This is a genomic window from Caryophanon latum, from assembly GCF_001700325.1.
Taxonomy (GTDB): domain Bacteria; phylum Bacillota; class Bacilli; order Bacillales_A; family Planococcaceae; genus Caryophanon; species Caryophanon latum.
On the sequence record NZ_MATO01000079.1, the window covers coordinates 12,819 to 27,023 of the forward strand.

Annotated in this window: 8 protein-coding genes; 5 read left to right on the top strand and 3 right to left on the bottom strand. The window is 40.1% G+C overall.

Annotation, left to right across the window (positions count from 1 at the left end; all coding sequences use genetic code 11):
* Positions 1-165 precede the first annotated feature (165 nt).
* Positions 166-702, top strand: a complete 537-nt coding sequence (locus A6K76_RS15580; RefSeq protein WP_066466530.1) for a hypothetical protein — start codon at positions 166-168, stop codon at positions 700-702.
* 171 nt (positions 703-873) lie between these two features.
* Here A6K76_RS15580 and A6K76_RS15585 read toward each other — a convergent pair whose 3' ends face one another.
* From A6K76_RS15585 to A6K76_RS15595, 3 genes are all read right to left on the bottom strand, one after another.
* On the bottom strand, positions 874-1,983 hold the full coding sequence (locus tag A6K76_RS15585; protein WP_066466531.1) for an S-layer homology domain-containing protein: 1,110 nt from the start codon (positions 1,981-1,983) through the stop codon (positions 874-876).
* Between the two features lie 1,121 nt (positions 1,984-3,104).
* The gene (locus A6K76_RS15590; protein WP_066466532.1) at positions 3,105-4,055 is read right to left on the bottom strand and encodes a FecCD family ABC transporter permease; all 951 of its coding nucleotides are present in this window, start codon (positions 4,053-4,055) and stop codon (positions 3,105-3,107) included.
* 171 nt (positions 4,056-4,226) lie between these two features.
* Positions 4,227-6,146, bottom strand: coding sequence for an S-layer homology domain-containing protein (locus tag A6K76_RS15595; RefSeq protein ID WP_066466533.1), 1,920 nt, complete (start codon positions 6,144-6,146; stop codon positions 4,227-4,229).
* A 760-nt stretch (positions 6,147-6,906) separates the two neighbouring features.
* On the opposite strand from A6K76_RS15595, the gene A6K76_RS15600 reads away from it, so the two are divergent.
* The 4 genes from A6K76_RS15600 to A6K76_RS15615 are packed head-to-tail and all read left to right on the top strand — an operon-like array spanning position 6,907 to position 13,652.
* Complete coding sequence (locus tag A6K76_RS15600; protein ID WP_066466534.1) at positions 6,907-9,696, top strand: SH3 domain-containing protein; 2,790 nt, start codon at positions 6,907-6,909, stop codon at positions 9,694-9,696.
* A gap of 12 nt (positions 9,697-9,708) precedes the next feature.
* Positions 9,709-11,637 carry a dynamin family protein gene (locus A6K76_RS15605; RefSeq protein ID WP_066466535.1) on the top strand — a complete coding sequence of 643 codons (1,929 nt, stop codon included), beginning with the start codon at positions 9,709-9,711 and terminating at the stop codon, positions 11,635-11,637.
* A complete protein-coding gene (locus tag A6K76_RS15610; protein ID WP_066466536.1) occupies positions 11,615-13,357 on the top strand; it encodes a dynamin family protein in 1,743 nt (580 codons plus the stop codon). The genes A6K76_RS15605 and A6K76_RS15610 overlap by 23 nt, the downstream gene beginning before the upstream one ends.
* Positions 13,358-13,370: 13 nt before the next feature.
* Positions 13,371-13,652: a hypothetical protein gene (locus tag A6K76_RS15615; RefSeq protein WP_066466537.1), complete on the top strand. Its 282-nt coding sequence runs from the start codon at positions 13,371-13,373 to the stop codon at positions 13,650-13,652.
* Positions 13,653-14,205 lie beyond the last annotated feature (553 nt).

Sequence of the window (14,205 nt, forward strand, 5' to 3'; positions counted from 1 at the left end):
ACCTTACGAAAAAAATAAATATACTTGTTTTGACGAGCCATCGTTAACGAAAAACATTTTGATGTACTTTTACACATATACAGCGCAAAAAAATTCCTACAATTGCCTTGTTTTTTCATTACAAATAAACATTTGTCTAGTATGATACATATAAGAGGTGAGAACATGAGAAAGGGTTTGGTAGCGATTTTATTGGTAGGATGTGTCCTCTCCGCATGCAGTGACGAAGGATTCCCTGAAATTGTCGAAGAAGAAAAAAAAATTACGCATCATGTTGGCGAACAGGCAGTCATTAGTACGTATAGTAACAAGGAATACACATGGCATGAAACGATTTATACAATTGCAAATAATGGCGCTAGCGCAGAAGAAAAATTTGAAGAGCTCGAACGCTTTTCAGTCAATTACGTAACGAACGCGCATGAGCTAGATCAATTTATTGACACGTTAATTACTCAATTTGAAACAAATACATACTTGCAAAACTTAACAGACCATCAAGATGTATTAACACGTATTTTTCAAGCCTTTATTGTTGAACGCAACGCTACCGGGCCATTAAAGGATTTTAGTGCCGCTTATTTCGCTAATTTAACAGGCGTCTATGTCGATCAAGTATCAACAGACCATCGTATTATTTTGCACAATCAAGACATTATGCACGATATGATGAGCCAGTATAAAGAAGATAAAGCTGCATGACGAACGATTTTAAACACAAAGACCATATTAACTAATCGCTAATCAAAATGCTGCCGTGCAGATGTTTCTGCGCGGCTATTTTTATGCAAAAAAAGCTGCGTTCACATCTCATTCGACATGAAGCACAGCTATTAAGCGTCTATATTATTGTTGGTAGCCAATCGTTACTTATTACTTTACAATATGCATCGCACGGTATAACACATGCGCGAAATCTGCACGCGTTACAAATGCATCTCCGTTAAACGTTGCCGTATTATCAAATAAAATACCGTGTGATGCTAAAATGTTCGCTGCTTCAAAATGCCAGTGATCTTCTGGAATATCTGTATAGTAAGATGCTTCATCTACTGCTTCGATATTAAATGCTTTCACTAAAATTTTTGCAAGTTGTGCGCGTGTAATATGTGCATCTGGCTCAAAATATACAGCGCCGTCAATTATTTTACCCGCGACAATATCACTGCGGTATAAGCCCATAATATCTTGGTAATATAAATGACCAAATGGCACGTCCGCAAAGTTTGGTGGCGAGCTTACTAATTGTACGTCTGCCTCTGCACGCATAATCATCGCCGCAATATGCTTACGTTGAATAAACGCTTCTGGCTCAAACGTATTGTTTTCAAAGCCTGTAATAATACCCATTTGTTGAATTGCACCAATTTCATCGTGATATGGATGCTCTGCTGGCACGTCATCGAATGTTTTTGGTAGCACCTCTGTCAATGTGAATGTGTAATGCTCATCCATCGCTACTTCATTACCTGTAATCGTCATATAATACGTGCCAGGAGATAAAATCTTTTCATACGTTGTAAATAAACCGTGTGAAGCAGAATTAATTTCCTTCGAACCGATTATTTCGTTATTGCCATCATATAATGTATGTTGCCATAACGCTTGCTCTACATGCTTATATTGCCATGTTACTTTCGTTTTGCCTGTTACAGTAAATATATATGTATGAACCGCATCGTTATTCGTTAATACATCCATATAAGTCGCATTCGTTGTAATATGTTGTGGTGCTTGACCATCTGCATTTTGAACTTGTCCAACTAGTGGTGACATAATTTCAACAGCTGGACGCTCCGCATGATTAATAATGATCGGCTGTTCAGTATAGTCCACTGTCATACCGTTCACTGTAGCTGCTTCTGTCACGACTTTTTGGTCTCCAGATGTATTCGGCTCCTGCGCTGAAGCTTCCACGCTTGACGCTTGCCCAATACATAAAGTTGCCAATGCTGCATACATGATTCCTTTATTCAACTTCAAATTATTCACCCCTGAACTTTTTACTAAAGAAAAAATTATTTTCCCTACAAACTTTATACCTAATTTTATACCACAAAAAAAAGAATATTGTTCGGTTTCCTTCATAACTGACGGTTTATATACATAAATAGCAAAAATACAGCTAGTTTTACATTTTTCTCTTCATTTTTTTGCATTTTTCCTTCACTTTAAAAAAATACATATTTCTAGAAATCACCTTTTTATGTATTTTATATACAAAATGAGGATAAAATTAGGTGGATTGATAGCGAAGTTTGTAGTAGTTTGTTAGCACATATCTTCAATATATACGCGTTTTTCAAGTATTACAACTAAAATGACTACATAATCACGATATAATCTATTTGCATATATAGTACAAACAATCAAAAAAATATCACAAAACAAAATTTTTAACGTATAACATAAAATATATCACGAAATGAGTAGGCATTATTTACTCAATCATTTGAAGAACTACATATTGCTTTCGCTTTTTCTAAAAAAATATTATCGCACGCACAGCTAGCCAATTATCGGTTAAACGACATATGTGACGCAATGCCTCGCAATAAAAAAAGCATTGCTCAGTCAAAAGAGCAATGCTGTAATATGTATAAAACAGCCAATTGTGTAACTTGGCTGCCGATAGAGTTTAACCTACTCTATTTGCAATTATACATTAAATGGTACTTCTTTATAACATTTTTTTCTACGCAACATACGAATGAATATACTATATCCCTTCATATGAGCATAGTAGATCTCATTTTTTAAGAAATTTTGATTACGTCATTACATTTTTTTATATGTGTATGTGCATCATCCGTCAATTCTACATTGATAGCTTTTCACATCGAGGCAAACTTTTCCGCTGGCGTGGCGTGAGCCTTTCGTGTCACACTCACACTTTTCCCGCTGGAGTCCACCTATTGTTTCGAGCCTCGTTCACATTCTAAATTTCAATGCTTTCGGTAATGAACGTGAAATCATTTTTATTACGAAAAATTAAGTCGGATAATAAAAACGTACACTTGATGACTAAAATATTCTCCTCGCCATTCGTTCCATTCAAGCTATGAGATTGTTTTCCCGAACAGTCCGATTACACGCCTAAAATTTCATCCTTTTCTCAATAAAAAAATTAAAAATGGTCCACCGATAATTGCCATAATCGTTGACGCTGGCACTTCGATCGGCATAAATAACGTGCGTCCGAGCGTGTCAGCAACTAAAATAATGAGCGCACCGAGCAACGCCGTAAATGGCATTAATACGCGGTGATTATAACCAACGAGACGACGCGCAATATGTGGCACTAAAATACCGACAAAGGCGATGACACCGACAACTACGACCGACGATGCCGCAAGCAATACAGCAATTGCTGCAATGATAATGCGAGCAGCTGTTATGTTAAAGCCGAGGCTGCGCGCGGTTTTATCAGATAACACGAGAATATTGCACCATTTCGCCACAAACAATGCGAGCACAAGCCCGATGCCGCTATACGTTGCCAGCAGCGTCACATCGTCCCACGTTTGCAGCGTAAAGTTCGATGTCGTCACGCCGCTTCGTGATGCTCCAAACGACAGCAACACTTCAATTAACCCCGTAAACACCGCATTGATCGCAATACCGACTAAAATCAGCTTCAGCGGATTCAGTCCTGACTTCCACGACAACAAAAAGACGAGAAAGCAAGCGAACGCTCCACCGATAAAGGCGGCAACTGGCGTCATAAAAAAGTATAGTGGGAAAAAAGATACGATCACGAGTTGCGTAAATGATGCCCCCGCTGAAATGCCGATAAAGCCAGCGTCTGCTAATGGGTTTTTCATAATGGCTTGCAGCAATACACCAGCAACCGATAACGCCGCTCCAGCAAGCATTGCCGTCATAATACGTGGGAATCGTAAATCGATAATCGCTGCCATTTGCGCATCAGCGTGTAGCAGCTTTTCGATGAATTCGACGTAGCTCATTTGAATCGAGCCTGTCGTTGCCGCATATAGTGTCGTCATGACGAGCAATGCGCTAACAATGATAAAGCTTATTAATTTTTTCATCATAGCTATTGATTTCACAAACGATCACACACAATGTAATGCGCGCCTTCGTTTGCCATTCCTCCTTCAAATTAAGCTCGTGCTAACGTTTTGCACATATTATGTCAATCGTTTACTACAAAAAAGGCAGTAGCTCCCCCGCTATGAGAGAAGTACTGCACTTTTGTAAGTTTGTTATTTTAACGTTTCAATGACTTGTAACGTATTGTGTAACACTTTTGCCATTTGGTTACGTGTTAGCTTGTTTTGTGGGTTGAATTTCCCTTCAAAACCTGTCATCACGCCTAGTTTGTTTAACTCCGCAATCGCTACTGCATCTTCGCCATTACCTTTTACGTCTGTGAAATCTGCTGTTACACCAGTTGGTTCAAAGCCTTTTTTCACAAGTAAACGGTAAATCATTAATGCTGCTTGCTTACGTGTAATTTCCATACCTGGTGCGAATGTCGTTCCCGTCGTACCGTTAATGACACCGTAGCCATTTAACGCTTTAATCGCATTTTGTGCTTCCGCATCAAACTTCGCAATATCTGTGAACTTCGTCGTCGCTGGCACGTCAAGCTGTAAACCACGTTGTAACATTAACGCAAATTGTGAGCGCTTCACGTTGTCATTCGGATTGAACTTGTTAGATTCTTTGAAAATGCCTGCTGAGTACAGCTGCACGATCGCTCCGTAGTTCGCTGAGCGCTGAATGTCTGTGAATGGGTTTACTTTCCCACCAAACTGCATTTGAACGTCGTAAATTTCATCGTATGCAAATTCTACACCATTTTCATTATGACGCACAGATAGATCAACCGTTGCTGTGTACACGCGCGTTAAGTCGTCCACTTGCACCGTATACACTTTTACCGTGTTTTCGCCTTCAACTGTTTCTGATTTTTTCGCAACAGTTGCACCTAATACGTCAAAGCTATTAATGTGCTGACCTTTTGGGAACGTAATGTCTACGTTATAGCCTGTTGCTGTCGATGTTACTTCCACTTGCTCATTTACGTACGTACCTTGCATGATCGATAGCTTTTGCTCACCGTCTGTATATACGTATAACGGCATTGTCGTCGCATCGCTTGGCGGTGTTGTCGGTGCTGGCGTTTCCGTCGTCGGTGGTGCTGGTGTTTCTTCGATTGGCTCTTCTGGCGTTACTGGTTGCTCTGGTGTTGGCGCTTCTACTAATTGCTCATTCACCGCTGTTACCGCAAAGCCAAATGGGTACACTTTATCCATGCCCATTGCCGCTACGACAACGTGTACAGAAGCATCGTGTAACGCTTCAAGTGACGGAATGCTCGCTTCGAATACGCGCGTTCCTGCTGTTGCTGTGCCTGAAATAACCGTTGCCGACTTCCCTGCAATTGTTACGTCCGCGATCATCGCATTTGAACGTTCCGCTGTCTCGATTTGTACGCGGTATGCACCGTCTTCAACGATTAACTTCGCAGCTGGCTTAAAGTGACTTGTAATCGCTGTGTAGCCTACTGTGTTGTCGTTCGGGTTAATCGCATCGTATGTAATGTCATACACGCCGTTTTCCACTTCACCGAAATCGCCTTCTTCAAATACTGGCTTTTGCTCTTCAGCTGGTTTTTCTGGTGTCGGCTGCGTCGGTTTTTCCTCTGGCTGTTCTGGTGTTTCTTCAGTCGGTGGCTCTGGTGCGTCTACAGTCGGTGCAACTGGTGTAATGACCGCTTCAAAGTTACCTGATACGAACGGTGAGTTTAATGTGAAATCAACATTAATTGGTGCGTAATCTTCCGTTAAGCGAATCAGCACTGTTTTTTTGCCGTTATTCATTTCAAGCACTGAAATTTTGCCAACTAACACTTGCTCGACCATTTCAAGCACTGCGTCTGATAAGTTTAGCTGCATATATTGTGCACCGTTACGCTCTACTAACGTTGCCGGACCTGTTACGTATGTTCCAAGGCGACCTGTTGGCTCCTGTAATGTAAAGTCAATTGTGTTCGCAACTTGCTCCGTCGTTACTTGTACAGACGTTGTTGTTGCTTCGTTTGCTGATACTGCGATTGCTGGTACGACTGCTGTTGTCGCAAGTACCGCTGCGATTACTGATTTTGTTGCTTTAGCCATATTGCTAAATCCCCCTACATTGTTTTCTCTTTGTTGTGCGCATAAATGCCATTGCTGCGATGCAAAATAAGGCGACCGATGTTTTGTCAATTGTCTTCCTCGTTTTTCGCAACTTCACGGAATTCATCACATTTATCGCTGCTCTATATATTGTACACGTTACGATGTCATTTTACCTGAATTTACGAAAATAGACCGTTTCGAACGAAGGAAAAGGATAACTTTTTTCCGCACCTGTCAAAAAAAGACATATTCCTACTGTTACTGCCGCTTCCTTCATGAAAAAATGCGTTGTGATGCACGACGATAATAGTATACTTCATTTTTGCCACTCTGTTCATGTTTTAGGGGAAATTATTTTATCGATTCATGATTGCATCGAATGACCTAAAACCTTTCACTGCACCCTGAAGTAATTTCTACATCGACTAGCTTTTCCACGGTCGGGTTCTTATCGTTACTGCATCGTATTTGCGAAGCCTCAAGCCTCGTTACAAAAAAAGAAACCCACTTTTTATTTCAAGTATCATTTAGTACATTAACCTTTGATTTCAGTAATAAATTCATATTCCATTTACTCATAAACCAATATTGTTATGCTACAACTAGACTATTAAATTTTATGCTATTTACACTGTCTTTTCCTAAAATATTCAAAAAGTTGGTTCATTCTATTTTGCAAACCATTAATTACAATTTTTATGTTATCATTGTCTTGTATATTTTCAATTTATAGGTCATTAAAACTAACGGAAGTAGCGTGAACATTTATATGAATATCGATATTTTACAACAGCTTCACCAACTTGTTGCGAGTACACCGCAACTGCAGCACTTTGAACATCGCATTCAACAGCTGCTTGATTTCCATAACGATAACGTTCGTATACTCGTTATGGGTGAATTTAGTGCTGGGAAATCTTCATTAATTAATGCATTACTTGAACGCCCAATTTTACCTACAGGAGCCGTCGCAACAACTGCGATTACAACATTTTTACGCTACAGTGAACAAGATGAATATTTTGAAGCTGTATATAGCAACGGTGATATAACACGTCACGCGCTAACACAACTTGCTGTCTTCTCATCTGAACGTGAAACATCGACCGTACGAAGCGGACTTCAATACGTAAATGTGTATGTGAATGCCCCGATTTTAAAAAATATGACGCTCATTGATACACCTGGGCTTAACTCGTTAAATGACGACCATACAGAGCAAGCAATGAACGTTTATAAAGCAGCAGACGATGGCATTTGGATTTTTAACTTCGGTAAAATCGGCACGAGCAGCGAAATGACGGAACTGAAAAAGTTATTGAAGCTCCAGTTGCATCCACTCGGTGTCATCAACATGATTGATTTGTCTGATTCGGACGATTTAACGGATTTATATTCATTAACGAAGCAAAAGCTTGAAGGTGCAGTGCGAGACGTCATTGGCGTATCAGCTTTGGAAGCAATTGACGCAATCGCAGATCAAGATGACGAACTGCTGCAACTGAGTAACATAAATGTTTTAAAGAACAATTTAGCAAGCATTCAAGTAGATCCTTCAAAGCGTTATATAAGTCTAACTCCTGCATTTGAAGCATTACGTGAATCTATTTCTGAGGAACTATCTAATTTATTAACATCATATGAACACAAGTTAAACAATTCAATAAATTATCCAACAAGAAATACGCAAAAAAAACATGATGAGGAATTCGAAAAACAACAAAAATTCGTTTCAAAATTATTTACTAAAAAGACGAATATTAATAAATGGTCACAAAGTTATTGGCAAAAAGCGATTGGACAAGACATTCCTGATGCTCATTGGAAAGAGCTTTTAAGATTTTCCCCTGAACTGAAACGAAATATTCAATATTTTAATGAGAGAACGTTAAGCTATAATGAGCACTTTTATAAAAAAACGAATGTTCTTTTAGGCACACGTGTCCTTATGACGAAAAATGAACTAGTTGAAGTAAACGATAAATTCACAGCGCTCAAGAAGGCAGAGCAAACGTTAAAAAAACAGATTTCAGAAACAACAGACACATTTGTTAAAGTATTGCTACCACTCATTCAAGTAAATATGTTGTTAGACCAATTGTTACCTATTACTTCATCATCTGTAGTATTTAAACGCGTAAAACAACGCTTAACAATTCAGCAAAATATTATTGAAGATCATAGTGTTCAAATTATACAACCAATTGAAGGAAAATATTTGAAATCATACCGTGTTCCAACTTTTCTATCATTAGCAGCAACGACATTACTTTGTATCGGAGCTACTGTAAATTCACTACAAAATGAAAATTCAGCTTTATCTCAAATGATTAACGATGACTCTCAATATGATTACGACAAAAATGATTCTTATTATGATACTACAGAATACTCGTATAATGACGAAGACAAAAGCTATGTCTATAACGACGATAATTACTCTGCTACATCTTCCTCACAAACAACTACGAATTCATCGATTATTTATCCCGTAACAAATCATTCATCTTCTCTCGGCTATGTTACACCTTCACACGATCGTGTTCCTGTATTTAGTCACCCAGATGCAGACGGGACACCGATTGGCTATTTAAGAGCAGGCGAAGCGTATGACATATTAGCAGTAAGTGAACGCCTACGCATGAAGCTCGGTGAAGACCAATGGATTGTATACAACAAAAGCGACGTGTCATTTAACCAGCAAGAATTAAATGCACGTTTACAAACGAATGCGACGCCGCTTCAACCGGCAACAGTTACGAGCCATAATGTCGCAATTTTCAGCCAACCTTCACGCAGTAGTGCAATGATTGGCTATTTAGAAAACAAATCAACTGTATCTATTTATGATACAGCAAGCGGTGATTGGGTCGATATCGGCAATGGTGCATGGGTGGAAAGCGATAAGCATTTATCGATTTCATGGCCATACACAGGCAAAAATAGCTTGCCCAATCCAATTGGTGAAGCAATTATAAAAACAGATGACTTTTTAAATGTGCGTGCATCGACGAATGTAAATGGACAAGTGCTTGGGCGCTTGCTAAATGGCGAGCGTGTGAACGTCTATGCAGTAGACAATGCGACAGGTTGGTTGAAAGTTGGCAGCAATGCGTGGATTTCTGGAGATAAAAAATATGTGACGTATACGAAATATGCGGTCGCTTCTCCAACGCCAAAACAAACGACGGTGCCGCAAACGACGAGTACACCGACACCGCAAAGCAGCGCACCGCAACAAAACAACGTTGTACAACAAAAACCTCCTGCACAAACGAGCAGTGAAGTAACCGAAACAGTCGAAGCAGAAACAATTGAAATAGAAGAAACGGCACCGTTAGAAGCAATTGGCGAAGTAACGGTTATTACGAAGGAGTTCATTAACGTACGAAACGCTCCAAACCAAACAGGTGATATTATTGGTACGTTAGATCAATACGAATATGTAGAGTTTTATGATGTGAACAATTCTTCAGGCTGGCTTCAAATTGGCGAAAATGAATGGATTTCTGGCGATGAAGCATTTGTCACATACACTTTTTATTAGGAGCGAATAACGATGGAACATTTACAACATTTTGAGCAAACGAAAAATAAGTTATTGAAGCAAATTGCCTCAATCTCATCATACGTAGCAAACTTTAGTACACAAACTACACAAAAAGAGCTTCAAACGGTCATTGATACGTTACAGCGTGAACAGTTTGAAGTAATGGTTGTCGGTGAATTTAGTAACGGTAAATCAACATTTATTAATGCACTACTAAAAAATGAAGTGCTTCCTCATTCAAATGTACCGACAACTGCACTACTCAACAAAATTTATTATGCTAAGCAGCCAGCATTTTCGGTGCATTATAGCAATGGCAAACAAGAGCCGTTAACGAAGGAGCAATTTGATACGTTCGTTTCTGAAGATAAGCAACAAATGGACGGTATCGCTTCAAAAATTCGCCAAAAGCTAAGTATGACAAAAGCTGCACCAACGCATTTAGAAGTTGGCTACCCGACCGATCTTTGCCGCAACAATGTCGTGCTCATTGATAGCCCTGGTACGAACGATATGGACGAAGAACGCGTGAAAATTACAGATGAATACATTCCTCGAAGTGATGCCGCTATTTTCGTGTTAAACGCAAACAAAATTTTTTCTGCTAGTGAGGAAGCATTTTTGCAGCGCATAATGGATGCGGATATTAAAAAAATCTTTTTTGTCATTAACTTTAAAGATTTAGTACCTGCCGATCAATTGAAAGAAGTGGAAGATGTATTTTATAAACATGTGCCGACATCGATTGAAACGAATAAAGTGCATTTTATTTCCGCTTTACATGCACTGCGCCATTACGTACCGCAAGCACAAACGGAAACGATGAGTCGTCGTCAACAGCGAAAAGCACAGCAACAGTTGCCTCTTCACGAAACGGGCATTGTCGAATTTGAAGATGCATTAAAGCAATTTTTAACATATGATACTGGCAAAGAGAAGCTGCGTAAACCGATTGAGCGTACGAAACGTTTACTCGGTGAAGAGCTAGATCGTGTCTCATTTGAACTGCAATCTCTCGTGCATAAAATTGACGACATCGATCGCCATACAGCAAGCATTCAAAATCAATTAGCGACGATGAAAAAAGATATGAAATCTAAATCATCGAAGCTAAAACAATCAATTGAAAATCAATCACAACAAATTGCTGTTTGGTATAAAAAAGAAGCACAAAACATTATTCAAAAAGCAAATGATACAGCAAACACACATATTCAACGCGGCAAAGATGTGAATGCCATTAAAACGGAAATTGATTTAGCAACAGCAAAAATGGAAACAAAGCTAAAGCAGTCGTTAACCGATCGAATTGAGGAGCTGCTACACAATACGGTCGGGCGTGAAACAACAGCGCTACAAAATGAAATGACCACAATGATGGACAAGTTATTTGTAAATGCAGCACAAAAGGCAGACTGGTCACATATTCCAGTTGCTCAACGAAAAGAACAAACTTCGTCAAACGTACGAGAAGGAGCAATTATCGGCGGGCTAATTGGTGGCTTTTTACTCGCTCTTTCTGGCGGGACAATTGGCTGGGGATTACTCGGTGGTGCAGCAGTCGGTGTAGCGGTGACAGCGTATACGTCTTCTAATGAAGATGTGTATGACGAGCTACGAAAGCAAGTGCGCAAACGTTACGATAAAGCGTACACAGCGCAAGGAAAAGAAGTAGAAAAGCAATTAGCTAAGCTCGCGTCAACTATGCAAGAACAGTATGAAAACTACACGCAGCAGCTCATCGAAAAACAAACAGCGAAAACAAAGACATTATTAAATAACCAACATTTATCATTAGCGGCGCAACAAAATAAAATTTCGATGTTAGAAGAACGTCAAATACAGCTGCGACAGCACGGAGAAGCATTAACAGCGACGCTACAAAATTATTCAAACAATCAAGGAGTCAAAGCGCATGCATACAGCACTGTTAACTGAAATTGAACAATATCGCAGCACAGCTGAACAATTTCAGCTACAGCAACCACTACAACATATTGAACATTTATTACAAGATATCGAATCAGATGCGTACACATTCATTGTTGTCGGAGAGTTTAGTACAGGTAAATCATCGTTTATTAACGCGCTAATTGGTGAGCCGCTTTTGCCAGTCGGTGTCATTCCAACAACGGCAACGATCAACGTACTGCAATACGGCGAGCCACACATCGATATTCATTATTTAGATGGCACAATCGAACAAGCTAACTCGTCTGCTATATTAGATCAATTTATCGCAAAGCGTTTAGATGATGCATCACATATTAATTACATCAATGTGTTTCAGCCGCTTTCATTTTTGAAAAATAACGTGCTGCTCATTGACACACCGGGACTTAATGATGTAAACGAATTGCGCTCGGACATTACGTATCAATACATTCCACGTGCACACATCGTCTTCTTTTTACTCGATTGTCGCACCCCACTTCGTCAGTCAGAATTTACGTTTTTAACAGATACGCTGCTTTCACAAGGACTAGACCGCATCGTATTTGTCGCAAACTTTGCAGATGCAGTAGACGAAGCAGAATTGCCGCTCATTGTGGAACGAATTAAACGTGAATTACAAGCAGCACTTCCTGAATTAACGATTGATATCATTCCGTTTTCTGCGGTAGAAGCAATTGATGCGATTGCTGAACAAGACGACGAGTTACTGCACATTTCAGGCTATTATGATGTGCATAAAAAAATAACGGCGCTATGTGAATCGAGCTCACGCATTGAAGAAACGGCGCGACGCTATAAGCAACGTGCCGCACATATTCAGTTTGAGCTAGCAGACGCTTTACAGCAGCTACTTTTATTAAGTGAACAAACCGAGCTACAGCTCACGATGCAAAAGGAAAAAGTCGATGCATGGCAGGAGCAACAGCACATTTTTTTACGCGACCTTGAAGCATATCGCGACGAGCAAGTGCACGACTTTAAACAAATGGCATCTAAATCCGTCGCAACGTTTTTCAAAAAGATGGAGTCCGAGCTAATCGAACGCATTGAGCTATACGAAGGCTCGCAGTTCGTTCACTTTTTCGAAAAAGAAATTCCTGCCATGCTGCGCAGTAAAATGAAGCATTGGATGGAGCAATACGCACCGCATTTACACGTATTAATTAGCAAGCTTGAGCAATCGTTAACGGACGTGCTAACGACAACGCTACAGCAGCGTGTCTACATTCAAGCAATCCCGTCTGAAGAACTTGCAGAAAGCGAATCGGTTAACATTCGCGTTCAAAAAACGTCCGATCCACTGCTCACGTCCGGCTTAATGATTGGCGGAGCGAGCACGTTATTTTTAGCGCTCGGTGGCACGCTGCTATTACCAATTATGGCAATGGTCGGCTTGCCGTATTTGCAAAAGAAAATGCTACAAGACCAACTTAACAAACTGCGTCCACAAGTAATTAGCGACTTGCAAGTAAATTTACTAACTGTACAACACGACTTTGAACAAAACGTCCATACGTTCATTGAGGACAACGCCAATAAAGTGTATGACAGTGCGCTTAAACGTTACAACGAGGCGATTAACACACAACAACAAGCGATTTACGCACAGCAGCAGCGCATCGCTTGCTCGGCACAAGATGAAAAAGAGCATCAGCAAAATATTTATACCGCACTCAATAGCTACAAGCTACTCACAATTTAAGGAGGCATTCACGATGGACTATTCAACAATTGATATGCATATACCGTCATCTACAGAATCGATGACAACCGACTACGATCAATCAAGCGTCGCACCGATTTCACCATCATATACAACAGGCTATGATGCGAACTGTTTCGGCAACGATCCGTTAAAACATTCACATTACTATAAACCACCGACATTTACATCGGTTCATTGGGTAGACGGCTATCACCGAGAAGATGGTACGTATGTAAAAGGTCATTTCCGTTCAGACCCTGACAATACGACCGCTAATAATTTGAATCGATAAAACTATTTATACATTTATGTTTATACACTAGTGTCGCATCAAAATAATTCAATGCGTTAAACCAAACTGAATTTTCTGTCATTTATTACAAGCACAAAAAAATCCTTTATACTGGTTAGGCGGTAGGTAACCATCCAAATCCAACATAAAGGACCATAAGCATGGATAAGTTTACACGAAAAACATCATTTGAACCAAGCGTGTTGATTAGCCATTCAACTGGCAGTTCGCGTATTGAGGCTCGCTTTGCCTCTGCGATTACTCGAGGCAGATAAATTCCTGGGGCTCGGCGGCGAACACGATGTTTGTCATGAAGGTGGTGCCACATGGACGTGGCGCTCACCACCTTCCTCAAGCCTCCGCACCGCTCCTACGTCTTGAGGCACGAGCTTTTCCCCAAGGAGTCTCGCCGCATGCTCCCTGCCACTACAATGCTGCATTCATGTCAGTTTTGCTACTGAAAACAACAGATTCAGCTTTATAAAAATGGCTAATCAACAGACCTGCATTTGAACAATGGTTTTCACCGATTTCCTCCACAAAACTAGCGGAA